The organism is Kitasatospora sp. NPDC002543, from assembly GCF_053594915.1.
Window position 1 is genome coordinate 44,008 of sequence record NZ_JBSFWR010000014.1, and the last position, 23,249, is coordinate 67,256.

Here is a 23,249-nt window from a genome sequence, read left to right on the forward strand (position 1 = left end):
CCGTGCCCGAGCAGCCCAGCCGTACCGAACCGCCGGACACCGTGCCGGAGTTCCGGCCGGGCCACGGTCCGGGGCCGTCCGGCCCCCGCGCCCCGCTCACCCCGCTCGCCCCGCAGGCGCGCGGCGAGCACGCGAAGTGGCCGCGACGGGTGGTCCGGGCCAGGCTCGGGTACGGAGCCGGAGGCGGCCGCAGCACGCTCCCCCGCGAGGCCGCCCCGACCGGCGACCGGGCCCGGCACGCCCGGCCGCTCCAGCCGCTCCGCATCCGCATCCGCGAGCACACGCCCGCCACCCCCGCCCGGCGGGCCGGGGCGGCCATCGAGACCACGGAGGACAGGGCATGACCAGCACCGCCGAGGAGTACGACGTCATCGTCCTGGGAGCCGGTCCGACCGGCGAGAACGTGGCCGACCGGACGGTCGCCGCCGGGCTGCGCACCGTGATCGTGGAGGCCGAGCTGGTCGGCGGCGAGTGCTCGTACTGGGCCTGCATGCCCAGCAAGGCGCTGCTGCGGCCGGTGGCCGCGCTGGCCGACGCCCGCGCGGTGGCGGGCTCCCGGGAGGCGGTCGGCGACCGGCGACTGGACCCGGCCGCGGTGCTGGCCCGGCGCGACTCCTTCGCCTCCGACTGGAAGGACGACGGCCAGGTGCAGTGGCTGCGGGACACCGGCATCGAGCTGGTGCGCGGCCACGGCCGGCTGGCCGGGGTGCGGACGGTGACGGTGGAGGCCGAGGACGGCAGCGAGCGGGTGCTCACCGCCCGGCACGCCGTCGTCGTGTGCACCGGCAGCCGCCCCGTCCTGCCCGCGCACGTACCCGGGCTCACCGACGCCCACCCGTGGACCAACCGGGAGGCGACCGCCTCGAAGACCGTCCCCGGGCGGCTGGCGGTGGTCGGCGGCGGGGTGGTCGGGGTGGAGATGGCGGCCGCCTGGCGGGCGCTCGGCTCCGAGGTGGTGCTGCTGGTACGCGGGGACGCGCTGCTGCCGCGGATGGAGCCGTTCGCGGGCGAGCTGGTCGCGGAGGGCCTGCGGGCCGCCGGGGTGGACCTGCGCTTCGGCACCGAGGTCACCGCGCTGGAGCGGGCGGACGGCTCCGGACCGGTGACCCTCACCCTCGCGGCCCGGGGCGACCAGGACGGCGACGGGACGCTGACCGTCGACGAGGTGCTGTACGCGACCGGCCGGGCCCCGCGCACCGCCGACGTCGGACTGGAGCAGGTCGGCCTGAAGCCGGGCGACTGGATGGAGGTGGACGACAGCTGCACGGTGCTCGGCGTGGACGGGGAGTGGCTCTACGCCGCCGGGGACGTCAACCACCGGGCGCTGCTCACCCACCAGGGCAAGTACCAGGCCCGGATCACCGGTGCGGCGATCGCCGCCCGCGCCCAGGGGCGCCCGCTGGACACCGCGCGCTGGGGCGCGCACGCCGCGTCCGCGGACCTCGCGGGAGCGCCCCAGGTGGTGTTCACCCAGCCCGAGGTGGCCGCCGTCGGCCTGACCCGGGCGGCCGCCGAGGCGGCCGGGCTGCGGGTGAAGACCGTCGACCACGAGATCGGCTCCGTCGCCGGGGCCTCGCTCTACGGCGACGACTACCGCGGCCGGGCCCGGGTCGTCTTCGACCTGGACCGCGAAGTGCTCGTCGGCGCCTGCCTGGTCGGCCCCGGGGTGGCCGAGCTGCTGCACTCGGCGACCGTCGCGGTGGTCGGCGAGGTGCCGATCGACCGGCTCTGGCACGCGGTGCCCTCGTACCCGACGATCAGCGAGGTCTGGCTGCGGCTGCTGGAGGACTGCCGGGGGTAGTCCCGGGCGGGCGGCGGGCAGCCGGCGGGAGCGGCGAAGCCGCCCGTCGGCTGCCCGGGTGACCGGCGCGGCGAGATGTGACCACCGGTGGACGGCGGGACACTGGCAGTCGGGGGCCGTCCCGGGGGGCCGTGCTCGTGATCAGGTGGTGTGAGGCATGACCGAGGTGCTGTTGGCCGTCGGAACCGAGAAGGGCCTCTTTCTCGGCCGCAGCCGCGACCGGCTGGCGTGGGAGTTCAGCGGGCCGCACTTCCCGATGAACGCGATCTACTCCGTCTCCGTCGACCGCCGTGACGGCCGGACCAGAGTGCTGGCCGGCGCCGACAGCAGCCACTGGGGGCCCTCGGTCTGGCGCTCCGACGACCTGGGCGAGAGCTGGTTCGAACCGCCGCGGCCGGCCATCCGCTTCCCCGAGACCACCGGCGCCTCGCTCACCCGGGTCTGGCAGCTCCAGCCCGCCGGACCGGAGGCCCCCGGCGTCGTCTACGCGGGCACCGAGCCGGCCGCGCTGTTCCGCTCCACCGACGGCGGCGAGACCTTCGCGCTGGTCGAGCCGCTCTGGAACCACCCGCAGCGGCCGCAGTGGGGCTCCGGCTACGGCGGCCAGGGCCTGCACACCATCCTGACCGACCCGCGCGACCCGCAGCGGCTGCTGGTCGCCGTCTCCAGCGGCGGCGTCTACCGCAGCAAGGACGGCGGCGACAGCTGGCAGCCCTCCAACACCGGCCTGCGCGCCGAGTTCTTCCCGGAGGAACGCCAGTACCCCGAGTTCGGCCAGTGCGTGCACAAGATCGCGCCGGACCCCGTCCACCCGGACCGGCTCTACCTCCAGAACCACGGCGGCGTCTACCGCAGCGACGACTGGGGCGGCAGCTGGCGCTCGATCGTGGACGGGCTGCCCGCCGAGTTCGGCTTCGCCGTGGCCGCCCACCCGCGCCGGGCCGACACCGCCTACCTCTTCCCGCTCGGCGGCGCCGACGACCGCATCCCGCCCGGGCGCCGCTGCCGGGTCTTCCGCACCACCGACGGCGGCACCAGCTGGCAGCAGCTCGCCCAGGGCCTGCCGGGCGAGGACCACTACGGCATCGTGCTGCGGGACGCCCTGCGCACCGACGACGCCGACCCGGCCGGGATCTACTTCGGCAACCGGACCGGCGACGTGTACGGCAGCCGGGACGAGGGCGAGAGCTGGTCACTGCTGGTCTCCCACCTGCCGGACGTGCTCTGCCTCCGGGCCGCGGTGGTGGCCTGAGGCGGGAAGGCCGGGCGCGGGGCGCGGGGTGCGGTGCGCAGCGCACCAGGCGCCCTGGTGGCCGGAAATAACCGGTTGCCGGAGGGCAGGGCCTCGGTGAGCATGGGCCGCCGACGAACGATCACAGGATTGTGGGGTGGGCCATGGCCGAGGACTGGGTGGTCAGGCAGGACGCCGACGGCAAGCCGGTACTGCGCTACCTGCTGGACGAACGGGAGGGGCGTCCCTGGGCCGACCTGCTGGAGGTCCTGGACGAGTCGGCGGACGCCGCCGGCTTCATCCGGGCCGAGCTGCCCGGCTGGGTGGTCTCCGGTCCGCCCGGGCTCGGGCAGCAGCTGGTGGCGGACGGTGCGCGGGTGCTGCGGCACGCCCACACCTTCCGCCGTGACCTGCGCGCCGATCCCCCGCCCGCCGACTGGGCGGCCACGCCGCTGCGCGAGGGCCTGCGGGCGGTGCCCTGCGACCGCGCGCCCGAGGAGCTGTACGAGGCCTGGCGGGCCGCCTTCCCCGTCGACCACGTCGACCACTACCCCGGCGAGGACGCCCAGGTGCTGGCCGAGCGCCTCCTCCCGCTGCTCGCCGGCGAGGTCATCGGCCCGGTGCTGCCGTCCAGCCTGCTCGCGGTGGACACCGAGGACCGGGTGGTCGCCGGGCTGGTCCTCACCGACCGCGACGGCCGCCCCTGGATCGCCGACGTCTTCCGCCACCCGGAGCGCGGCTACCGCGGCCTCGGCGCCGACCTGCTGCGCCGCACCGTCGGCGACGCCGCCGCCCGCGGGCTCGCCGACATGACCCTGGTGGTCTCCGAGGGCAACCCGGCCCGCCGCCTCTACGAGTCACTGGGCTTCCTGCACCAGGAGACCTCCCTGACGGTGGTCGTGCCCGACGCCGAGTAGGTCCGAGCCCGGACCTCGCCCGCGCCCGCACCCCTGAGCCCGGCCGCGACCCGGCGGCTCAGGGCCGGGCGAGTTCCAGGACGGCTATCCCGCCCAGCACGGTGAACGCCGCCGTCAGCCGCAGCCTGCCGAGGCGCTCGCGGAACACCACCGCGGCGATCAGTGCGGCGATCACGATGCTGGTCTCGCGCAGCGCCGCGATCGTCGCGAGGTCTCCCCGGGCCTGGGCCCAGACCACCAGCCCGTACGCCGTCAGCGAGAGCACACCGCCGACGATGCCCAGCGGCACCGCACGGCCCGCCCCGGCGAGCAGGCCGGGGCCGCGCCGGACCCGGACGATCAGCGCCAGCACCGGCCCCTGCAGCAGGAACAGCCAGGCCACGTAGCCGCCGACCGTCCCGGACTCCCGCACGCCGCTGCCGTCCAGCACCGTGTACACCGCGATCATCACGCCCGTTCCGGCGGCGGCCCCGAGGGCGGGCAGCTGCGCCCGCCCGGGTATCCCCCGGGCGAAGGCCAGGCCGAACAGCCCGCAGGAGATCACCAGCACGCCCAGCAGCTCGCCCGGGCCCAGCCGCTGGCCGAGCAGGGTGGCCGACAGGAGGGCGACCAGCAGCGGCGCGCTGCCCCGCGCGATCGGGTACATCTGGCCGAAGTCCCCCAGCTGGTAGGCCCGCAGCAGCAGCACCGTGGACGTCACCTGGACCGCGACCGAGGCCAGCAGGTACGGCCAGGCGCCGGCCGCCGGCAGCGGGTTGAGCGCCACCAGGACGAGCGCGCAGGCCGTGTACGTCAGGTTGATCAGCGTGAAGCCGACCAGCTTGTCCGGGATCCGGTGCGCCAGCCCGTTCCAGACGGCGTGCAGCACGGCCGCCGTGAACACGGCCACGGGCACCGCCGGGACGCCTCCGACCATCACGGACCTCCCCTCGAACGGCCCGCCCGGAATCGGCAGGCCTGGAACCGGATTCCACGATACCCTGGATCCATGGAAGAGCGTTCCGAATATTTCACGCCCCTGGAATCCCGGCTGGCCGCGCAGATCCGGGCCCGGCTCGGCGAGCTGCGCGGCACCGAGGCCCGCGTCGCCCAGGTGGTGCTCGACCGGGGCGCCGACCTGGTGCACCTGAGCGTCAGCGACGTCGCCACGCTGGCCGGCACCGCCCCCTCCTCGGTGGTCCGGGCCTGTCAGCGGCTGGGCTTCCGCGGCTACCAGGAGCTGAAGATCGCCGCCGCCCGGCAGGCCCCCGCCCCCGCGCCCGCCCCCGCCGGCGACGAGGACGACCCGGCGGCCCGGGCGCTCGCCGAGACGCTGCGCGCCGCCCGGGCCGCCCTGGACGGCCTCACCGCCACCCTCTCCGCGGCCGATCTGCGGGCGGCCGCGGCGGCGCTGGACGACGCGAGCCGGGTGGTGCTGCTCGGCGCCGGCCTGTCCGGCGCGGTGGTCCTCGACCTCGCGTACCGGCTGCGGGCGCTCGGCCTGCTGGTGGACGCCCCGGCCGACCCGATCACCGCCCAGCTGGCCGCCGCCGGGCTGGGCCCGGGCACGGCCTGCCTGGCCGTCAGCCACACCGGAGCCACCCGCAGCGTGGTGGACGCCGCCCGCCTGGCCCGCGAGGCCGGCGCCGAGGTGCTGGCGCTCACCAGCTACGCCCGCTCGCCGCTGACCGAGACGTCCACCCTGGCCCTGGTCGCCGGCGGGCAGGACCTGGTCTTCGGGCTGGAGACCACCGCCAGCCGGCTCGCCCACCTGGCCGCCGTGGACGCCCTCGCCCAGACCCTGCTCGCCCTGCGCGGGCCCCGCGCCGAGCGCGCCCTCGGCCTGTCGGCGGACGTCACCGCGGACTACGCGTACTGAGGCCCGCTCACTGTTTGTGCCCTCCCTCGACGCGGGCGCCGCGCACCACGACCATGGTCAGGCCGACCGCGACCAGCAGCTCCGCCCAGAAGAACGCCGCGTAGTCCAGCAGCGAGCCGATCGGCGGGTTGCCGGGCGCGGCGTTGCGCATGCCGACCAGGGCGAACAGCGTGGCCGCCATCCAGCCGAGGGCGGGCCAGACGATGCCGCGCCGCTGCCGGACGATCAGCCAGGCCGCGACCAGCACGGACAGCGCCAGCGCCCACATCGCGGCCATCATGAACCAGGCCAGGATGAAGGTGCTGCGGGAGCGGCTGATCCGTTCGGTCACGACGACGCCGAGGCCGTCGTCCTCCTCGTTCGCCCGCCGGAAGACGAAGAAGGGGTCGGCCTCGGTCAGGCCGATCACCACCGGGGCCGGCTGCCCGCCGACGGTGGCCTGGAACCCGACGTACGCGTTGTAGTGGTCGAACGGGTAGTCCGAGACCCGCCCGTCGAGGAGGTTGAAGGTCACCACGCTGGAGCCGATCTGCTGGCCGGCCGGGTACTTGAGCGTGGTCTGTTCCAGCGAGGTGGTCTCCAGCACCACGTCCCCCGCCGGGACCAGCAGGCTCTCCGGCCGCGCCAGCGCGCCGTGCGGCTGGACCAGGATCTTCGCGGTGAGCGTCTGCGAGGCCGCGTCCACCCGCTGGAGCGTCACGTCCACCTCCAGGACGTCCGGCCCGGGCGCGGCGCCCACCACCTGGGCGTGGCTGCGGCTGGACCGCTCGTTGAGGTAGAGCAGCAGCCCGGCCGCGCAGAACAGCAGGATCACCGCCAGCACGGCGTACGGGCGCCAGGGCGCGACCCTGGGCACCGGCGGCGCGGCCCGGGCGGCCCGCACCCGGGCGTGGATGCGGACCCGCGGCCGGGCCGCCGGGCGTGTGCGCCGGACGGCCCGCCGGTGCGGCGGCGCGCTCATCGGCCTGCTCCCACGCTCGGCGGTGGCGGCTCCGGGGCCGCCTGTCCAGCCACCCTCCGGGTGGGCGCGGCCGGTGCGCAACCGCAGGCGGCCGATCGGGGCGCGGGCCCGGCCGCACGGGCGGGTGAACGGACGGTGGCGCCGCCGGAGACTCGACAAATACGCTGGTCGGAGGGGCTGTGTAGGCTCAACGGTCATGGCGAGGGTGACGCGGGACGATGTGGCGCGGGTGGCGGGGACGTCCACGGCGGTCGTGAGTTATGTGATCAACGACGGACCGCGGCCGGTGGCGGCCGCGACCCGGGCGCGGGTGCTCGCGGCGGTCGAGGAGCTCGGCTACCGGCCGAACCGGGTCGCCCAGGCGATGGCCCGACGGCGGACCGACCTGCTCGGGATGGTCGTCCCGGACGCCCGCCAGCCCTTCTTCGCCGGGCTCGCGCACGCCGTCGAGCAGGCCGCCGCGGAGCACGGCCGACTGCTGCTGATCGGCAACTCCGACTACGCCGACGAGCGCGAGGCGCACTACATCCGCGCCTTCCTCGGGATGCAGGTGGACGGTCTGATCCTGGTCACCCAGGACCCGGCCACCCCCGGGCTGACCGGTTTCGACGTGGCCGACGGCACCCCCGTGGTGCTGCTGCACCACCGGGCGGAGACCACCGAGGGCGTCGCCGTGGTCGCGGACGACGAGGGCGGCGCCCGCGAGGTGGTCCGCCACCTGCTCGGGCACGGGCACACCGAGGTGCACTGCTTCGGCGGCACCCTCGCGCTCAGCCCGCACGACCCGGTCACCGGGCGGACGGCCGGCTGGGTCGCCGCGATGGAGGAGGCCGGGCTGTCCACCGCGGGACGGCTCACCCCGGCGCCGTTCGACCGGGTCCGGGCGCACGCCGAGGCGCTCGCCCTGCTGGCCCGGCCCGACCGGCCCGCCGCCGTGTTCTGCGCGACGGACGACCAGGCGATCGGCCTGCTGCGGGCCGCCGACGACCTCGGCATACGGGTGCCGGAGGACCTCGCGGTGGCCGGCTTCGACGACATCGCCGAAGCGGTGATCGCCGGGCCCGCGCTGACGACCGTCACCACGGCGCAGGACGAGATGGCCCGGGCCGCGGTGGAACTCGTCCTGGGCGGGCCGGAGCGCCGTGCCCGGGGCGCCCGCATCTTCCCGGCCCGCCTGGTGGTCCGGCGCTCCTGCGGCTGCCCGCCGGCGGTGGAGCGGGGCTGACGGGCGGCACGGGCCCGGTCCGGCACCGGGCCCGGGCGTGGGGCGGGCCTGCCGCCCGGGCCGGCGCGCCACCCCCCTCAGTCTTCGAGCAGTTCGTCCGCGAGCAGGTCCATCAGCAGGTTGTCGTGCCAGCTGCCGTCCGCGCCGCGCTCGTACTGGCGCATGGTGCCGACGGTGCGGAAGCCGACCTTGGTGTAGCAGCGGATCGCGGCGAGGTTGTCCGCGGCCGGGTCGATCACCAGCCGGTGGTAGTGGTGCTCGTGCACGAGGTACCGGGCCATCGTGCGCACCGCGTCGGTGCCGAGGCCGAGGCCGTGCACCGTCGGGTCGAGGTAGAGGTCCATCCCGGCGTGCCGGTACTCGTCGTCGTTGTTGGCGTACCACTGGATGGCGCCGACCACCTTGCCGCCGAGGTCGATCGCGAAGGTCTCGGTGCCGGGCGACTCCAGGTCGTTGGCGACCTCGCCGGCCAGGTCGTCGCCGCCCCGCCAGCGGGAGAACACCTCGGGCGTTCCGCGGATGGCCGCCAGTGCCGGAATGTCCTCGCCGGTGGCCGGGCGGAGCGTGACCAAGGTGCCGTGCAGAATCGTCCCCATATGGGGCATGTTGGCACGGAAACCCGGCTCCGGCGAGTGTTTTCGAACCGCCGTCCGGCCCCTTCCGACGGGTTCCGGCGTGCGGACCCGGGGCCGGGGCGGCAGGGCGGCGGCCAGCCCGCCGGGCGGGCGCCCGGGCATCAGGCCGCGGGGCGCGACGGATCGCCGAGGGGACCGAGCCAGACGGCGGTGACGGCGCTGACGTAGCGGGCGCCGCAGTGGTCGTCGGGGACGACGAGCTGCGGGCCCGCGGCGTCCAGCGGGGCGCCGTCCACGCTGGTGGCGAGCAGGATCTCCTGGCCGCCGAAGTCCGGGTCGATCTCGGCCCAGGAGACCACCGCCCGGTGACCGTCGGCGCCGACCACGGAGAGCAGGAAGCGCAGCCGCTGCTTGCGGCCGGAGAAGTCGATCCGGGGCCGGGCCGAGCGCAGCACGTCCAGCAGCGCCGGGCCCTCGTAGCCGTGGCGCCGCTCGCCCGCGGTCCGGCAGTCGAAGCCGGCCTCCACCCGGCGGGCGGGGAGGTCGCGCAGTTGCGCGACCGTCAGTTCGGCGGGGCGGTCGAGGTGGCCGTGCAGTCGGACGGTGGGTCTCACGGGGGTCACGGGGGTCATGGGGGTCATGGGGGCGCTCCCTCCTCGCGGGCCGCGGCGCTGCGGCCCGCGAGGAGGACTACCCGAACGACCGCCCCGGCATTCGCAGATACGAGGGAAATGGTGGACATCGGCTCGCAGCTGCGGCTTCCGGGCGAAGGACGGGAAAAGTCGGAAGAATTCTTCGCGGCGGATGTCGATCCGGCACCGGCCCGTTCGACGCAGGGGTGAGAGGCGGGGAGGGGCCCCGCCCGCACGACCGAGGAGTCACCATGCCGCGCTTCATGACCCTGATCCGCATCGACGAGAACGCCCGCGGGGGCTGGGAGCCGGACCCCGGCTTCGAACAGCGGATGGGGGCCCTGTTCGAGGAGATCACCAAGGCCGGCGTGATGCTGGAGACCGCCGGCCTCACCCCGACCTCCCAGGGCACCCGGCTGACCTGGAAGGACGGGGACATCGGCTGCACGGACGGGCCGTTCACCGAGACCAAGGAGGTCGTCGGCGGCTACGCCATCCTCCAGTGCAAGGACCAGGCCGAGGCCCTGGAGTGGACCCGGCGCTTCCTGCGGGTCCACCCCGCGCACTGGCAGGTCGAGGCGGAGGTCCGGCGGATCGACGAGATGCCGGAGCCGCCGAAGTAGCGGCCCGGACATCCCGGTCGACGACCGTGGCAGCGTTTGCCTCCTCCCGCGCCGACTGCTCTGATGGGTGGCCGTGACGGAGAGGGAGGCGGCCACGGCCGTCGAGACGGTGTTCCGGATCGAGTCCGCGCGGATCATCGCCGCCGCCGCGCGGATCGTGCGGGACGTCGGCATCGCCGAGGAGCTGGCGCAGGACGCGCTGGTGGCGGCGCTGGAGCGGTGGCCGCGGGAGGGCGTCCCGGACAACCCGGGCGCCTGGCTGACGGCCACCGCCAAGCACCGGGCGGTCGACCTGGTCCGCCGCCGGGAGGTGTACGCCCGCAAGCTCGCCGAGGTCGGCCGGTCGGCGCGGGACGTGCCGCCCCCGGAGCCGGACGGGCCGGAGTCCATCGACGACGACCTGCTGCGGCTGATCTTCACCGCCTGCCATCCGGTGCTGTCGGCGCGGGCCCGGATCGCGCTCACCCTCCGGCTGCTCGGCGGGCTGACCACCCCGGAGATCGCCCGCGCCTTCCTGGTGCCCGAGCCGACGGTGGCGCAGCGGATCGTCCGGGCGAAGCGGACGCTGGCGACGGCGGACGTGCCGTTCGAGGTCCCGTACGGGCAGGACCGGGCGCGGCGGCTCTCCTCGGTGCTGGAGGTCATCTACCTGATCTTCAACGAGGGCTACGCGGCGACCGCGGGGGACGACCTGCTCCGCCCGCAGCTGTGCGAGGACGCGCTGCGGCTGGCCCGGGTGCTGGCGGCGCTGATGCCGGCCGAGCCGGAGGCGCACGGGCTGGCCGCGCTGCTGGAGCTCCAGGCCTCGCGCACGGCCACCCGGACCGGCCCGGACGGGCGCCCGGTGCTGCTGGCCGAGCAGAACCGGGCCCGTTGGGACGGGCTGCTGATCCGGCGCGGGTTCGAGGCGTTGCAGCGGGCGGGCACCGGACCGTACTCGGTCCAGGCCGCGATCGCCGCCTGCCACGCCAAGGCCCGGCGCTACGAGGACACCGACTGGACGACCATCGCCGCGCTGTACGAGCGGCTGCTGGCGCTGTCGCCGTCCCCGGTGGTGGCGCTGAACCGGGCGGTAGCGGTGTCGATGGCCCGGGGCCCGGCGGTGGCGCTGGAACTGGTGGACGGGCTGACGCGGGAGCCGGCGCTGCGCGACTACCACCTGCTGCCGAGCGTGCGCGGCGACCTGCTGGCCCGGCTGGGGCGGACGGCGGAGGCCCGGGCGGAGTTCGAGCGGGCGGCGGGGCTGACCCGCAACGAGCGGGAGCGGGAGCTGCTGCTGGAGCGGGCGGCGTCGCTCGGCGGGGGCGGCTGAGGGCCGTCCGGCCCGGCGGGAGGGCGGGGACGATCCCTAGGGCGTGTCTGACAATTGGCGTCGCACGCCCGGCGGGAATTGTCAGACACGCCCTAGGAGTCCTCCAGACGCAGCCGGGCGCTGACCGCGCCGAGGCCTTCGGCGAGCACCGCGAGCTGTTCCCGGGTGAGCACGTCGATCAGCAGCTCGCGCACCAGGGCGACGTGTCCGGGTGCGGCCTGGCGCAGCGCCTCCCGCCCCTGGTCGGTGAGTTCGGCGAAGACGCCGCGGATGTCGCTGGGGCAGGAGCGGCGGGCGACCAGGCCGGTCCGTTCCAGCTGGGTGACCTGGTAGGTCAGGCCGCTCTTGGAGGTGACCAGCTTGTCGGCGAGCTCGGTCATCCGCAGCGAGTGGCCGGGGGCGGCGGACAGGTGCACCAGGATCTCGTACTGCTGGTGGGAGAGTCCGGAGTCCTCCTTGAGCTGGCGCTCCAGCCGCCGGTTGAGCAGGTTGCTCGCGACGACGAAGCCCCGCCAGGCGGCCGCCTCGTCCGGGTCGAGCCAGCGGGGTTCGTTCAGAGAGGACATGGCTGCAGCCTACTCCTGTTGTTCAAATTCGAACAAAGGTGTACCGTCGATCGGAGTAGACGTTCAAATTTGAACTACCTGCTGGTCGAAACAGGTCGAACCGGTCCCGAGGAGGACGCCATGAGCACCGCGACCCCCGAGCGCATGCCCGCTCTGTACCTGTCGCACGGCGCGCCGCCGCTGGCCGACGACCCCGTCTGGCCGGGCCAGCTCGCCGCCTGGTCCGCCGACCTGCCCCGGCCCAAGGCCGTGCTGATGGTCTCCGCCCACTGGGAGGAGGCCCCGCTCGCCCTCGGCGCCGTCACCACCCTCCCCCTGGTCTACGACTTCTGGGGCTTCCCCCAGCACTACTACGAGGTCCAGTACGCCGCCCCCGGCGCGCCGGAGCTCGCCGAGCGCGTGCGCAAGCTGCTGCGCGCCCCCGGCACGCCCGTCCAGGACATCCCCGACCGCGGGCTCGACCACGGCGCGTACGTCCCGCTCGTGGAGATGTACCCGGAGGCCGACGTGCCGGTGCTCCAGATCTCGCTGCCCACCCTCGACCCGCAGCGGCTGATGGAGATCGGCCGCAAGCTCGCCCCGCTGCGCGACGAGGGCGTGCTGATCGTCGGCAGCGGCTTCTTCACCCACAACCTGCGGGCGCTCAGCAACGACGGCCGGGTCACCTCGGTGATGGCCGAGTTCGACGACTGGGGCCGGCGCGCCCTGGAGGCCCACGACCTGGACGCCCTGCTCGACTTCGAGCACAAGGCCCCGGCCGGGCGGCTGGCCCACCCGCGCACCGAGCACTTCGCCCCGCTGTTCGTCACCCTCGGCGCCGGCGAGGCCGACCTGGACAGCCAGCGCAGCGTCATCGACGGGTTCTGGATGGGCCTGGCCAAGCGCTCCGTCCAGCTGGGCTGAACCCGGCCGGCCGGTGACGGCCCCGAGCCCGGGGCCGTCACCGGGAGCCGCAGATGAAGCGCCCGCCGATGCGCTCCGGCAGGCGCCGACGGGACGGGTCGCGCCAGACAGGGTCGGTTATCGGACGAACTCGCGGCGCGGGCCCGGACACCGGCCCTGTCGTGTGACGCTCCGTCGCAGCATGAACCGACGCCGGAGGAGTGATCGTGCGCAACGGAGACGCCGTACGGGCCGCCCTGGACGCCTCGCTGGCCGTCCTCGCCCCGCACGCCGGGGACCGCGACTGGGACGCACCCGCCGGACTCCTGGAGTGGAGCTGCCGCGACACCGCCGCCCACATCGCCCACGACCTGCTCGCCTACGCCGGCCAGCTCGCCGCCCGCCCCCGGGACCGCTACCTGCCGCTGGACCTCACCGTCCGCCCCGAGGCCGACCCGGCCCAGGTGCTCACCGTGGTCACCGCCGCCGCCGGGCTCCTCGCCACCGCCCTGGACGCCGCCCCGCCCGAGCTGCGCGCCTACCACCACGGCCCCTGCGAACCGCTCGGCTTCGCCGCCATGGGCGTCGCCGAGACCCTGCTCCACACCCACGACATCACCAGCGGCCTCGGCCTGCCCTGGCAGCCGCCCGCCGAACTCTGCCGCTTCGCACTCGACCGGCTCTTCCCGCACGCACCGCAGGAGCCCGCCGCCCACCCGGCGCGGGTGCTGCTCTGGTGCACCGGGCGCGGGGAACTGAACGGCCGCCCGCGCAAGTCCTCGTGGACCTGGCGGGCGGCCATGGGCGAGTGGCCCGATCAGGGCGCGTCCCGCGGGCTCAGGCCTCGCCGGTGACGATCCGCTCGGCCCCGCTGCGCTCGACACACAGCTCGTTCCCCTCCGGGTCGGAGAGGACCACCCAGCCCTTGCCGTCCGGGCCGCGGCGGTCGTCCAGCACGGTGGCGCCCAGGGCGACCAGGCGCTCCACCTCCTCGTCCCGGCTGCGGTCCTGCGGCTGGAGGTCGAGGTGGACCCGGTTCTTCACCGACTTGCCCTCCGGAACCCGGATGAAGAGCAGCGAGGCACCGGCGGACTCCACCACGGCCAGCCCGTCACCGGGGTCGTCCTCCTCGCCGACGGTGCCGTCCAGGGCCTCGGCCCAGAAGGCGGCCAGGGACTGCGGGTCGACGCAGTCGATCGTCACATGTCGTACCAGGGAAGCCATGCGCCTACTCTGAACCACGCCGTTCGGAGACGTCCAGTCGCTTCCGGGAATGCCGGTGGCCGTCCAGCGGGTACGGCGGGAAGGCCGGAACGATCTCCGTGAAGGCGTAGCCGCTCTTCTCCGCGACCCGGCAGGAGGCATGGTTGTCGCCCTCGTGCAGCAGGTCCATCCGGTGCAGGCCGTCGGCGGCGAAGGTGGCGAAGGCCCAGACCGTGAGGGCCTCCACCGCCCGCGGGGCGACACCCCGGCCGCGGGCCGGGCCCGCCGTCCAGTAGCCCACCTCGGCCGTCCCGCCGCCCGGGGCGCCGCGCTTGAGCACCACGTTGCCGACCAGCTCGCCGGCGTCCAGGACCGCGAAGGAGTACCGGATGCCGGCCGCCCGGCCCTCGCGCTGGAGGCGCAGCCAGTGCGCGGCCTGCTCGGCGTCGTCCACCGGGGTGCGGGTGAAGCGGCGCAGGGTCTCGTCCCGGTAGGCCTCGATCAGGGCGGGCGCGTCGGCGTCCTCGAAGGGGCGCAGCAGCAGGCCGTCGGCCGTCAGGGGCGCGGTGGCGGTCACGTGGGGCCGGGGCCCTTCCCGGCCCGCTCCGGGTGGGTGGGGCCGGCGTCGGCGGAGGCCGGGGCCGGCGGCCTCGTCGGGCGTGCCGGACCGCTGGTCGTCCATGGTGTGCTCCCCGTTCCCCGTGGGTGGTCCCTGCGTGGGGCCTTCCCGGGCCCCCGGACCTTCCTAGCAGCCGGAGGGCCCGGGCGCGGGCGCGGGGGCGCTCGTCCGTGCGGACGCGGACACCGGCCCGGACCAGGATGCGGCATCCGCGCCCCCACGGGTGACACCCCCGATCGGGGGTGTGCAGGGAGCGGGCGGGAGAGGACAGTGAGCCCCATGCAGATTCCACTCTCCGTGATGGACTTCCTCGACCGCGCCGAGCTGGTCTACGGCGACCGGGTCGGCATCGTCGACGAGCCGGTGCAGCCGGCCGATTCCTGGGGCGAGCTGAGCTACCGCCGGGTCGCCGAGCTGGCCCGGGCCCAGGCCGCCGGGCTGGACCGGCTCGGCGTCGGGCCCGGCGAGCGGGTCGCGGTCGTCTCGCACAACTCGGCCCGGCTGCTGGCCTCGTTCTTCGGGGTGAGCGGGTACGGCCGGGTACTGGTGCCGGTCAACTTCCGGTTGAAGGCCGAGGAGGTGTCGTACATCGTCCGGCAGAGCGGCGCCTCCGTGCTGCTGGTCGACCCCGAGGTCGCCGACACCCTCAGCGGTGTGGTGGCCGAGCACACGTTCGTGATCGGCGCGGACAGCGACGCCGTGCTGTACGACTTCGACGGCACCCCGCGGCACTACGCGGTGGACGAGAACGACACCGCCACCATCAACTACACCAGCGGAACCACCGCCCGCCCCAAGGGCGTTCGGATCACCCACCGCAACGCGTGGCTGAACGCGACGCTGATGGGCCTGCACTACGGCGCGAACGACCGGGACGTGTACCTGCACACCCTGCCGATGTTCCACGCCAACGGCTGGGGCCTGCCGTTCGCGATCACCGGGCTCGGCGGACGGCACATCGTGCTGCGCAAGGTCGACGGCGCCGAGATCCTGCGCCGGGTCGAGCGGCACGGGGTGACCTTCCTGTCCGGCGCGCCCGCCGTGGTGCAGATGGTGCTGGACGCGGCCGCCGACTGGGACGGCCCCGTGCCCGGCCGGGACCGGGTGCGGATGATCGTGGCCGGCGCCCCGCCGCCCACCTCGGTGATCCAGCAGGTCGAGGAGCAGCTGGGCTGGGAGTTCATGCAGCTCTACGGCCTGACCGAGACCTCCCCGCTGGTCACGGTCAACCGCTCGCGCGCCGAGTGGGACGCCCTGCCGGCCGCCGAACGCGCCGAGAAGCTGGTGCAGGCCGGCGCCCCGGCGCTGGGCACCCGGCTGCGGATCGACGCGTCCGGCGAGGTGCTGGTGCGCTCCAACACCGTGCTGGACGGCTACTGGCGGCAGCCGGAGGCCACCGCCGAGGCACTGCGCGACGAGTGGTTCCACACCGGCGACGGCGGCACCCTCACCGACGGCCGGCTCACCATCTCGGACCGGAAGAAGGACGTCATCATCAGCGGCGGGGAGAACGTCTCCTCGATCGAGGTGGAGGACTGCCTGTACGGCCACCCGGCGGTCGCCGAAGTGGCCGTGATCGGGGTGCCGCACGAGAGGTGGGGCGAGACGATCAAGGCGCTGGTGGTGCTCCGGGAGGACCAGGAGGCCGTCACCGAGGCCGAGTTGATCGCGCACTGCAAGCAGCGGCTGGCCGGCTACAAGTCCCCCACCACGGTGGAGTTCCGGGAGGCCCTGCCGCGCACCGCCACCGGCAAGCTGCAGAAGTTCCGGCTGCGCGAGCCGTACTGGGCCGGGCGGGACCGCCAGGTCAACTGACGAGCCCCGACTCCTTGGCCGCGACGGCCAGTTCGGTGCGGTTGCGGACCCCGAGCTTGTGCATCGCGGACTTGAGGTAACCGGTCACGGTGTTGCAGGTGAGGCCCAGGTGGGCGGCGATCTCCGGGTTGGTGCGGCCGGTCGCCGCCCAGCGCAGCACCTCGTGCTCCCGCGGGGTCAACGGCCGTACGGGGGCGGCCGGTCGGGGCTTCTCGCCGCTCCAGGCCGCGGCTCCGGCGAGTGCCCGGGTGGCCGCCGCGGCCAGCTTGCCGACGGCGGAGATCCGGACGTCGCCGAACGGCACGACGGCGCGCAGCGAGGCGTACACCACTCCGTGCACGGTGCCGCCGTGCAGCAGCGGGACGGTGAGCATCGCGTACAGGTCCTCGGCGGCGACGGCCGCGTCGTAGTCGTGCGAAATGGTCGTGGCGGCACGGTAGTCGGGCACCCAGGTGGGCGCGCGCTCGGCGAGCGCCCGGCCGCCGAGGCCGAGCCCGGCCGGGACGGGCACCTCGTGCAGCAGGTCGGCCCGGGTGCCGGCCCAGTGGCGCAGCACCATGCCCTCGCGGCCGGAGCCCCTCCCGGGCAGCGGCTCGGGCACGCCGACCAGGCCGACGTCGGCACCGCACTCGCCCACCACCCGGCGGGCGAGGTCGCCGAGCACCGCGTCCCGGACCAGCTCGGCGGCGCGCGCGGCGAGTTCGGGGTCGTCGGTCCGCGCGGCGGTGGGGGTGCCCGGTCGCGCGGCGTCGCCGCCGGGTTGCGCGGCGGTGGGGGTGTCCGCAGCCCTGGTCATCGCGGAATTGTCACACGCGATGGGGCCGGTGGCGAGACTCCTGACATGCGTGTTTCTCGGAGTCGCGGGCACCGGCGCCGGGCCGGGCGTAGGGTGCCGCCGCGGGCTACCGACGGGTAGCAACAGCCTTGATCTTGAGGGGAAGCCGATGACCGACCCGAACGCCGCGGGCGACGTCCTCCAGGGCCTGCTGGCCGACCTGCGGGACGAGAGCGCCGACCTGGACGCGCTGGTGGCCGAGCTGCCGGCCGACGGCTGGGCCCGCCCCACCCCCGCCGAGGGCTGGACGGTCGCCCACCAGATCGCCCACCTGGCGTGGACCGACGACTGGACGGCCCTGGCCGCACACGACCCGGAGGGCTTCCGCGCCTCGCTCGGCGGGCACTTCACCGAGCTGCTCGCGGCCGGCGCCGACCCGGTCGAGGAGGGCGCCCGCACGGGTGCGGCCGCCGAGCCCGCGGCTCTGCTGGCCCGCTGGCGGGCCGGGCGGGCGGAGGTGCGGGCAGCGCTCGGCACCGCCCCCGCCGACCTCCGGCTGCCCTGGTTCGGCCCGCCGATGAAGCCCGCCTCGATGGCCACCGCCCGGCTGATGGAGACCTGGGCACACGGCCAGGACGTCGCGGACGCGCTCGGCGCCACCCGCGAGCCCACCGACCGGCTGCGGCACATCGCCCACCTGGGGCTGCGCACCCTGGGCTTCGCCTTCACCCTGCACGGACTGCCCGCGCCCGAGCACCCGGTCCGGCTCGAACTGACCGCGCCCGACGGCACCCCCTGGCCCATCGGACCGGCCGGGGCACAGGACGTCGTGGCCGGCCCGGCCCTGGACTTCTGCCTGCTGGTGACCCAGCGCCGCCACCGCGACGACCTCGCCCTCACCGCCACCGGGCCGGTCGCCACCGCCTGGCTGCCGATCGCCCAGGCCTTCGCCGGAGCCCCGGGCAAGGGCCGGCGGCCCGGAGCGTAGGCACGCCCCGCCGGGCACCGGCCCACCCGCCCGGGCCGGTTCGCAGGGGTCGCCCCCGGAGATCGCCCCTCACAACGGGCAGCCCCCAGAGGGCGGCCGTCAGAGGCCGATCCGGAGCGGGGTGAGCCGGGTGGCGATCAGGTTGGTGGCGCCCCGGTCGCGCTCGATGCGGCCGTGGACCAGCAGTCCGGCACGGTCCAGGGCGGTGCGGCGCTGGGACTCCCAGACCGGGCGGTTGCAGATCACGTTGATCAGCCCGGTCTCGTCCTCCAGGCTGAGGAAGAGCACCCCGCCGGCCGTCGGCGGCCGCTGCCGGTGGGTCACCAGGCCGCCGACCACCACCTCCGTTCCCGGTGGCACGTCCGGGAGTCGGGCGGCACTGAGGGCGCCGCCGCGCTCCAGCCGGTCGCGCAGGTGCTGGAGCGGGTGGCTGGTGGCGGAGGTGCCGGTGGCCCACAGGTCGGCGATGGTCTCCTCGACGGGGCTCATGCCGGGCAGCTCCGGCGCCTCGGTACCGGGGGTGGTGCCGGGGATCAGCTCGGCCGAAATCCCGGCGAACGCCCCCGCCGCCCACAGTGCCTGACGCCGCGTCAGTCCGAAGCGGTCGAAGGCCCCGGCCGTCGCCAGCGCCTCCAGGGCGGGCCCGGGCAGGCCGGTGCGGCGGGCGAAGTCCTCCAGGCCGGCGTACGGCTGCCCGGCCACGATCGCCTCGGCCTGCGGGGTGCCGATGCCGCGCACCGTCTCCAGGCCGAGCCGGATCGCCGGCTGCGGGCGCCCCGCGGTCAGCGGCGGCTTCGGGGTCGGCCCCCGGTACGGCTCCAGGGTGGGCCGCGCCCCGCTGGCGTTGACGTCCACCCCGCGCACCCGCACGCCGTGCCGCCGGACGTCCGCGACCAGGCTGAGCGGCGAGTAGAAGCCCATCGGCTGGTTGGCCAGCAGGGCGCAGGTGAAGGCCGCCGGGAAGTGGTGCTTGAGCCAGGCGCTGGCGTACACCAGGTAGGCGAAGCTGATCGCGTGGCTCTCCGGGAAGCCGTAGCTGGAGAAGGCCTCGATCTTGCCGTAGACGTCCTCGGCCACCTCGGGCGGGATGCCGCGCTCAGCCATCCCGGTGAGCAGCCGCTCGCGCAGCCGGGCGACCCGCTCGTGCGAGCGCTTGGCACCCATCGCCTGGCGCAGCCGGTCGGCCTCCGCGGGGGTGAACCCGGCGCAGTCGATGGCGAGTTGCATCATCTGCTCCTGGAACAGCGGCACCCCGAGGGTCTTGCCGAGGGCGTTCTCCATCAGCGGGTGGGGACAGTCCGGCGGCTCCGCCCCGGCCCGGCGGCGCAGGTACGGGTGGACGGAGCCGCCCTGGATCGGGCCGGGGCGGATCAGCGCGACCTCGACCACCAGGTCGTAGAAGTGGTCCGGCTTGAGCCGGGGCAGGGTCGCCATCTGTGCCCGGGACTCGACCTGGAACACCCCGACGGTGTCGGCCCGGCGCAGCATCGCGTACACGCCCGCGTCGCCGTCCGGGATGGTCGCCAGGTCGTAGCGCAGACCGTGGTGCTCGGCGACCAGGTCGCAGGCGTCGTGCAGGGCGGCGAGCATGCCGAGGCCGAGCAGGTCGATCTTCACCAGCCCGGCGCCCGCGGTGGACTCCTTGTCCCACTGGAGCACGGAACGCCCCGGCATCCGGGCCCACTCGGTGGGGCAGATCTCGCCGATCGGCTCCCGGGTGAGCACCATGCCGCCCGAGTGGATGCCCAGGTGGCGGGGCAGGCCGTGGAGCTGGGTGGCGAGCGAGAGCACGTCGGCCGGGATGACGGCGTCCGCGCCGGGGGCAGAGCGGAAGTCGGTCTGCCGGCTGAACGCGTCCACCTGCCCCTGCGGGTAGCCGAGCACCCGGGCGGCGTCGCGGATCGCCAGCCGGGGCCGGTAGGTGATCACGTTGGCGACCTGGGCGGCGTGCTCGCGCCCGTAGCGGCCGTAGACGTACTGGATGACCTCCTCGCGGCGGCGGTTCTCGATGTCCAGGTCGATGTCGGGCGGACCGTCCCGGGCGGTGGAGAGGAAGCGTTCGAACAGCAGCTTGTAGTGGATCGGGTCGACGGCGGTGATCCCCAGGGCGTAGCAGACCGCCGAGTTGGCGGCCGAGCCGCGGCCCTGGCACCAGATGTCCCGGCGGCGGCAGAAGTCCACGATGTCGTGCACGATCAGGAAGTAGCCGGCCAGGTCGAGGTCCTCGATCACGTCCAGTTCCTTGGCGAGCTGGCGGCGGGCGGCGGCGTTGCGGGGGCCGAAGCGGGCCGGGCCGCCGGCCGCGACCAGGGCGCGCAGATGGCTGATCTCGGTCTCGCCCGCGGGGACGGGGAAACCGGGCAGCTCCGGGTCCAGCCGGGCGAAGTCGAAGGCGCAGGCCCGGCCGAGTTCGACGGTGGCCCGCTGCACCCCGGGGAAGCGGGCCAGCCGCCCGGCCATCTCGCGGCCCGAGCGCAGGTGCGCGGCGCCGGCCGCACCGGTCCAGCCGACCGCCTCCTGGAGGGTGCGGCGCTCGTGCAGCGCGGCGAGGCTCTGGGCGAGGCGGCCCTGGGCGGGGCCGGCGTGGTGGGCGTTGGTGGAGGCGACGACGGGGAGCCGCGCCTTCGCCGCGAGGGCGGCGAGGGCGTCGTTGCGCCGGTCGTCGCCGGGCAGCCACTGGTCGATCAGCTCGACGTGGACGTTCTCCCGGCCGAACGCCTCGGTGAGGGTGCGGAGCCGGTGCTCGGCCTCGTCCTGGGCTGTGCCGTGGTTCGCGCTCCGGTCCGCGGCTCGGCCGGCGCCCTGGCTCGCGCTCCGGTCCGCGGCTCGGCCCGCGGCTCGGCCCGCGCTCCCGGCGGCGAGGGCGGCGGGGACCCGGCCGAGGCGGCAGCCGGTGAGCACCGCCCAGTGGCCGTCGTGCGCCCCCGCGAGCGCCGCGAGGTCGTACACCGGGTTGCCCTTGGCGCCGCCGGCCAGCTGGGCGGCGGCGATCGCGGCGGAGAGGCGGCGGTAGCCGGCCGGGTCGCGGGCGAGGACCAGCAGGTGCTCGGTCGCGGCGTCGTGGCGGATCGTCAGCTCGGCGCCGAACACGGTGGCCAGGCCCGTGCCCCGGGCCGCCTCGGCGAGCCGGACGGCGCCGTACAGGCCGTCGTGGTCGGTGATCGCGAGGGTCTCCACGCCCAGCCGGACCGCCTCGGCGACCAGGTCCTCCGGGTCACTGGCGCCGTCCAGGAAGCTGAAGGCGGAGTGGACGTGCAGCTCGGCCCAGGGCTCGGCGGGCTTGCAGGAGCCCGGGGCCGGGGGCTCGGCCCCGGAACCCGGGGGCTCCTCGGGAACGGGACGGCGCAGCGGGACGACCGTGCGGTCCGGTGCCGCGCCGGTCAGCCGGCGGTGCAGTTCGGTCCAGGGGACGGTGGGGTGGCTGGTGAAGCCCATCGGGGGTTGCCTTCGTCGTTCTCGTGCTCGTCCTGCCCCCCTCCTTGCCCCCTCCTTGCCCCCTCCTGTGCGGGCCCGGGACCGTCAGTCGTAGCCGGCCTCCAGGTACCAGGCACCCCCCTCCACGGTGAGCAGCAGCGCCCGGCCGCCGCCCACCACGACCTGGAACCGCGCGCGGCGCCGGGCCAGCGACTGGTCCCACCAGTACTCGACCGCCGGCCAGGGGCCGGTCCAACCGTCCACCGGCTCCTCCCGGCCCCGGACCACGACCAGGGCCGGCCGGGCCGACACCCCGGCCCGGCCGTCCACCGTGACCGGCTGCCCGGCCCCGTCCAGCACCCGCACCGGCGCCGGCTCCCGGAGCACCACGGCGGGCCACACCTCCGGCAGCCGCCCCGGCCAGGGCGCGTCGGCCGGCACCGCCGCCGCGTACGGCTCACCCCACGGCACCCTGACCGCCTGCTCGCCCGGGCCGCGCCCGCCGGCCGGCTCGATCCGGCGCAGCCCGGCGTGCCCGAGCACCGCCTGCACCCGGGCGACGGCACGCTCCACCCGGTCGTCCGCGACGGCCTGGCCCCACAGTGCGAGCTGACGGCCCTGGTCCGGGGAGAGGCCGTCGGGGGCCAGCCGGAGCAGGATGAAGCCGGTGTCCGCGCCGTCTCCCCCGGCGTCGGTGAAGGTACCCGCGCCCTGCCAGGCCTGGAGCTGCCAGCGGACCCGCTCGGCCAGCGCCGTCGCGGACAGCCGGCCCTCGTGCCGCCACAGCCGGGAGGCCGTCCGGCCGTCCGCGCAGGCCACCTCGACGGCCACCCGGCGGCAGGTCAGCCCGGCCCCGGCCAACCGCCGGTGCAGCTGCTCGGCCAGCGTGCGGGCGACGAACACCAGCGGTTCGGCCAGCGGCTCCGGCGGATCGAAGCGCTGCTCGACGGCGAGGTCCGGCTCCTCGTCGCGCGGCACCAGCGGGCGCGGCTGCAAGCCGCGGGCCAGCCGGTGCGCGACCGTCCCGGACGGGCCGAAGCGGTCCGCGACCGACTCGGCAGGCAGCGCGGCGAAGGACCCGACGGTGGGCAGGCCGAGCCGCCCGAGCAGTTCGGCCAGGGCCTCGTCACCCAGCGCGCTCACCGGGTACGGGGCGAGGAACTCCGGCGTCCGGCCGGCCGGGACCAGCACCCCGGCCCGGGCGGCGAGCACGGCGGCGAACAGGCCGTCGGCGACACCGACCCGGGCCCGGGGAGTGGCGGCCGGCGGGGGCGTGGGGTCCGGCCGAGAGGCGGGCTCCGGCTGTGGGGAGGATTCCGGGCGGGCACCGGGTTCCGGGCGGGCACCGGGTTCCGGGCGGGCACCGGGTTCCGGACGGGCACCGGGTTCCGGACGGGCACCGGATTCCGGGCGGGGTTCGACGGCCATCGCGCCCGGGACGGCGTCCGGGACGAGCGGCTGCCCGAGGGCGTCCGCCACCGCCCTGCCGACCTTGCCGACCAGCGCCTCCTCGCCGCCGAAGTAGCGGCCCGGGCCCTTCACCGGAATCGCGCACAGGCCCGGGCGGATCACCTCCACCCGGGGCGTGAACGCCTCCACCGCCGCGACCACCGGCTCGAAGCGGCGGGCCTCCGCCTCCGGGTCGCGGTCGCGCAGCTCCAGCTCCGGGCAGAGCCGCTGGGCCAGCTTGAGCCGCTGCCCCTGCCGCACCCCGGCCGCCCGGGCGCCCGCCGAGCAGGCGAGGATCCGCCCGCCCTCGGTCACCGCGACCGGGTCGTCGCCGGTGACGGCCGCCACCGGCCAGTCCGGGCACCAGACCACCAGCACCCGGGGTGTCCTGTCGTCCGCCATC

General features: G+C 75.7%; 22 protein-coding genes. 12 read left to right on the forward strand and 10 right to left on the reverse strand.

What is annotated here, in order from left to right; all coding sequences use genetic code 11:
• Positions 1-2: 2 nt before the first annotated feature.
• The 4 genes from ACWD4P_RS09025 to ACWD4P_RS09040 all read left to right on the forward strand — a co-directional run bounded on the left by ACWD4P_RS09025 (position 3) and on the right by ACWD4P_RS09040 (position 3,949).
• The gene (locus ACWD4P_RS09025; protein WP_449779113.1) at positions 3-344 is read left to right on the forward strand and encodes a hypothetical protein; all 342 of its coding nucleotides are present in this window, start codon (positions 3-5) and stop codon (positions 342-344) included.
• Positions 341-1,801 (forward strand): dihydrolipoyl dehydrogenase family protein, encoded by a 1,461-nt coding sequence (locus tag ACWD4P_RS09030; RefSeq protein ID WP_449779114.1) that lies wholly within the window; start codon positions 341-343, stop codon positions 1,799-1,801. Before ACWD4P_RS09025 ends, ACWD4P_RS09030 begins: the two co-directional genes overlap by 4 nt.
• Before the next feature lie 157 nt (positions 1,802-1,958).
• On the forward strand, positions 1,959-3,053 hold the full coding sequence (locus ACWD4P_RS09035) for a WD40/YVTN/BNR-like repeat-containing protein (RefSeq protein ID WP_449779115.1): 1,095 nt from the start codon (positions 1,959-1,961) through the stop codon (positions 3,051-3,053).
• Positions 3,054-3,196: 143 nt separating this feature from the next.
• Positions 3,197-3,949 (forward strand): GNAT family N-acetyltransferase, encoded by a 753-nt coding sequence (locus ACWD4P_RS09040; protein WP_449779116.1) that lies wholly within the window; start codon positions 3,197-3,199, stop codon positions 3,947-3,949.
• Between the two features lie 58 nt (positions 3,950-4,007).
• On the opposite strand, the gene ACWD4P_RS09045 is transcribed toward ACWD4P_RS09040, so the two are convergent.
• Entirely contained in the window at positions 4,008-4,865 is an 858-nt protein-coding gene (locus ACWD4P_RS09045; RefSeq protein ID WP_449779117.1) for an EamA family transporter, read from the reverse strand.
• Between the two features lie 72 nt (positions 4,866-4,937).
• Between ACWD4P_RS09045 and ACWD4P_RS09050 the strand changes: the two genes are divergently transcribed.
• Complete coding sequence (locus ACWD4P_RS09050; protein ID WP_449779118.1) at positions 4,938-5,807, forward strand: MurR/RpiR family transcriptional regulator; 870 nt, start codon at positions 4,938-4,940, stop codon at positions 5,805-5,807.
• A gap of 7 nt (positions 5,808-5,814) precedes the next feature.
• On the opposite strand, the gene ACWD4P_RS09055 is transcribed toward ACWD4P_RS09050, so the two are convergent.
• Complete coding sequence (locus ACWD4P_RS09055) at positions 5,815-6,768, reverse strand: DUF4436 family protein (RefSeq protein WP_449779119.1); 954 nt, start codon at positions 6,766-6,768, stop codon at positions 5,815-5,817.
• A 196-nt stretch (positions 6,769-6,964) separates the two neighbouring features.
• Between ACWD4P_RS09055 and ACWD4P_RS09060 the strand changes: the two genes are divergently transcribed.
• A complete protein-coding gene (locus ACWD4P_RS09060) occupies positions 6,965-7,993 on the forward strand; it encodes a LacI family DNA-binding transcriptional regulator (RefSeq protein ID WP_449779120.1) in 1,029 nt (342 codons plus the stop codon).
• A gap of 77 nt (positions 7,994-8,070) precedes the next feature.
• On the opposite strand, the gene ACWD4P_RS09065 is transcribed toward ACWD4P_RS09060, so the two are convergent.
• Together ACWD4P_RS09065 and ACWD4P_RS09070 are read right to left on the reverse strand one after the other, a co-directional pair.
• Positions 8,071-8,589 carry a GNAT family N-acetyltransferase gene (locus tag ACWD4P_RS09065; protein ID WP_449779121.1) on the reverse strand — a complete coding sequence of 173 codons (519 nt, stop codon included), beginning with the start codon at positions 8,587-8,589 and terminating at the stop codon, positions 8,071-8,073.
• 140 nt (positions 8,590-8,729) lie between these two features.
• A complete protein-coding gene (locus ACWD4P_RS09070; protein WP_449779122.1) occupies positions 8,730-9,209 on the reverse strand; it encodes a hypothetical protein in 480 nt (159 codons plus the stop codon).
• A 242-nt stretch (positions 9,210-9,451) separates the two neighbouring features.
• On the opposite strand from ACWD4P_RS09070, the gene ACWD4P_RS09075 reads away from it, so the two are divergent.
• Complete coding sequence (locus tag ACWD4P_RS09075) at positions 9,452-9,823, forward strand: YciI family protein (protein WP_449779123.1); 372 nt, start codon at positions 9,452-9,454, stop codon at positions 9,821-9,823.
• A gap of 73 nt (positions 9,824-9,896) precedes the next feature.
• Positions 9,897-11,135 carry an RNA polymerase sigma factor gene (locus ACWD4P_RS09080; RefSeq protein ID WP_449779124.1) on the forward strand — a complete coding sequence of 413 codons (1,239 nt, stop codon included), beginning with the start codon at positions 9,897-9,899 and terminating at the stop codon, positions 11,133-11,135.
• Between the two features lie 92 nt (positions 11,136-11,227).
• On the opposite strand, the gene ACWD4P_RS09085 is transcribed toward ACWD4P_RS09080, so the two are convergent.
• Entirely contained in the window at positions 11,228-11,692 is a 465-nt protein-coding gene (locus tag ACWD4P_RS09085; RefSeq protein WP_449779161.1) for a MarR family winged helix-turn-helix transcriptional regulator, read from the reverse strand.
• 129 nt (positions 11,693-11,821) lie between these two features.
• Between ACWD4P_RS09085 and ACWD4P_RS09090 the strand changes: the two genes are divergently transcribed.
• Complete coding sequence (locus ACWD4P_RS09090) at positions 11,822-12,604, forward strand: dioxygenase family protein (protein ID WP_449779125.1); 783 nt, start codon at positions 11,822-11,824, stop codon at positions 12,602-12,604.
• A 206-nt stretch (positions 12,605-12,810) separates the two neighbouring features.
• Entirely contained in the window at positions 12,811-13,437 is a 627-nt protein-coding gene (locus tag ACWD4P_RS09095; RefSeq protein WP_449779126.1) for a maleylpyruvate isomerase N-terminal domain-containing protein, read from the forward strand.
• Here ACWD4P_RS09095 and ACWD4P_RS09100 read toward each other — a convergent pair.
• Positions 13,421-13,807, reverse strand: coding sequence for a VOC family protein (locus ACWD4P_RS09100; protein WP_449779127.1), 387 nt, complete (start codon positions 13,805-13,807; stop codon positions 13,421-13,423). The genes ACWD4P_RS09095 and ACWD4P_RS09100 overlap by 17 nt on opposite strands.
• Before the next feature lie 4 nt (positions 13,808-13,811).
• The gene (locus ACWD4P_RS09105; protein WP_449779128.1) at positions 13,812-14,363 is read right to left on the reverse strand and encodes a GNAT family N-acetyltransferase; all 552 of its coding nucleotides are present in this window, start codon (positions 14,361-14,363) and stop codon (positions 13,812-13,814) included.
• A gap of 321 nt (positions 14,364-14,684) precedes the next feature.
• On the opposite strand from ACWD4P_RS09105, the gene ACWD4P_RS09110 reads away from it, so the two are divergent.
• Positions 14,685-16,220: an AMP-binding protein gene (locus ACWD4P_RS09110; protein ID WP_449779129.1), complete on the forward strand. Its 1,536-nt coding sequence runs from the start codon at positions 14,685-14,687 to the stop codon at positions 16,218-16,220.
• Here the strand turns inward: ACWD4P_RS09110 and ACWD4P_RS09115 are convergent.
• On the reverse strand, positions 16,213-17,016 hold the full coding sequence (locus tag ACWD4P_RS09115) for a LuxR C-terminal-related transcriptional regulator (RefSeq protein WP_449779130.1): 804 nt from the start codon (positions 17,014-17,016) through the stop codon (positions 16,213-16,215). The two genes, ACWD4P_RS09110 and ACWD4P_RS09115, sit on opposite strands and share 8 nt — an antisense overlap.
• Positions 17,017-17,164: 148 nt before the next feature.
• Between ACWD4P_RS09115 and ACWD4P_RS09120 the strand changes: the two genes are divergently transcribed.
• On the forward strand, positions 17,165-17,983 hold the full coding sequence (locus ACWD4P_RS09120) for a TIGR03084 family metal-binding protein (RefSeq protein WP_359829632.1): 819 nt from the start codon (positions 17,165-17,167) through the stop codon (positions 17,981-17,983).
• A gap of 99 nt (positions 17,984-18,082) precedes the next feature.
• Here the strand turns inward: ACWD4P_RS09120 and ACWD4P_RS09125 are convergent, their stop codons facing one another.
• Together ACWD4P_RS09125 and ACWD4P_RS09130 are read right to left on the reverse strand one after the other, a co-directional pair.
• Positions 18,083-21,418: an error-prone DNA polymerase gene (locus tag ACWD4P_RS09125; protein WP_449779131.1), complete on the reverse strand. Its 3,336-nt coding sequence runs from the start codon at positions 21,416-21,418 to the stop codon at positions 18,083-18,085.
• Between the two features lie 84 nt (positions 21,419-21,502).
• Entirely contained in the window at positions 21,503-23,248 is a 1,746-nt protein-coding gene (locus ACWD4P_RS09130) for a Y-family DNA polymerase (protein ID WP_449779132.1), read from the reverse strand.
• Position 23,249 lies beyond the last annotated feature (1 nt).

Coding starts and splice junctions, on each gene's coding strand:
- ACWD4P_RS09030 (WP_449779114.1), top strand. CDS start 341: ATGACCAGCACCGCCGAGGAGTACGACGTCATCGTCCTGGGAGCCGGT.
- ACWD4P_RS09035 (WP_449779115.1), top strand. CDS start 1,959: ATGACCGAGGTGCTGTTGGCCGTCGGAACCGAGAAGGGCCTCTTTCTC.
- ACWD4P_RS09040 (WP_449779116.1), top strand. CDS start 3,197: ATGGCCGAGGACTGGGTGGTCAGGCAGGACGCCGACGGCAAGCCGGTA.
- ACWD4P_RS09045 (WP_449779117.1), bottom strand. CDS start 4,865: ATGGTCGGAGGCGTCCCGGCGGTGCCCGTGGCCGTGTTCACGGCGGCC.
- ACWD4P_RS09050 (WP_449779118.1), top strand. CDS start 4,938: ATGGAAGAGCGTTCCGAATATTTCACGCCCCTGGAATCCCGGCTGGCC.
- ACWD4P_RS09055 (WP_449779119.1), bottom strand. CDS start 6,768: ATGAGCGCGCCGCCGCACCGGCGGGCCGTCCGGCGCACACGCCCGGCG.
- ACWD4P_RS09060 (WP_449779120.1), top strand. CDS start 6,965: ATGGCGAGGGTGACGCGGGACGATGTGGCGCGGGTGGCGGGGACGTCC.
- ACWD4P_RS09065 (WP_449779121.1), bottom strand. CDS start 8,589: ATGGGGACGATTCTGCACGGCACCTTGGTCACGCTCCGCCCGGCCACC.
- ACWD4P_RS09070 (WP_449779122.1), bottom strand. CDS start 9,209: ATGACCCCCATGACCCCCGTGACCCCCGTGAGACCCACCGTCCGACTG.
- ACWD4P_RS09075 (WP_449779123.1), top strand. CDS start 9,452: ATGCCGCGCTTCATGACCCTGATCCGCATCGACGAGAACGCCCGCGGG.
- ACWD4P_RS09090 (WP_449779125.1), top strand. CDS start 11,822: ATGAGCACCGCGACCCCCGAGCGCATGCCCGCTCTGTACCTGTCGCAC.
- ACWD4P_RS09100 (WP_449779127.1), bottom strand. CDS start 13,807: ATGGCTTCCCTGGTACGACATGTGACGATCGACTGCGTCGACCCGCAG.
- ACWD4P_RS09110 (WP_449779129.1), top strand. CDS start 14,685: ATGCAGATTCCACTCTCCGTGATGGACTTCCTCGACCGCGCCGAGCTG.
- ACWD4P_RS09115 (WP_449779130.1), bottom strand. CDS start 17,016: ATGACCAGGGCTGCGGACACCCCCACCGCCGCGCAACCCGGCGGCGAC.
- ACWD4P_RS09120 (WP_359829632.1), top strand. CDS start 17,165: ATGACCGACCCGAACGCCGCGGGCGACGTCCTCCAGGGCCTGCTGGCC.
- ACWD4P_RS09125 (WP_449779131.1), bottom strand. CDS start 21,418: ATGGGCTTCACCAGCCACCCCACCGTCCCCTGGACCGAACTGCACCGC.
- ACWD4P_RS09130 (WP_449779132.1), bottom strand. CDS start 23,248: ATGGCGGACGACAGGACACCCCGGGTGCTGGTGGTCTGGTGCCCGGAC.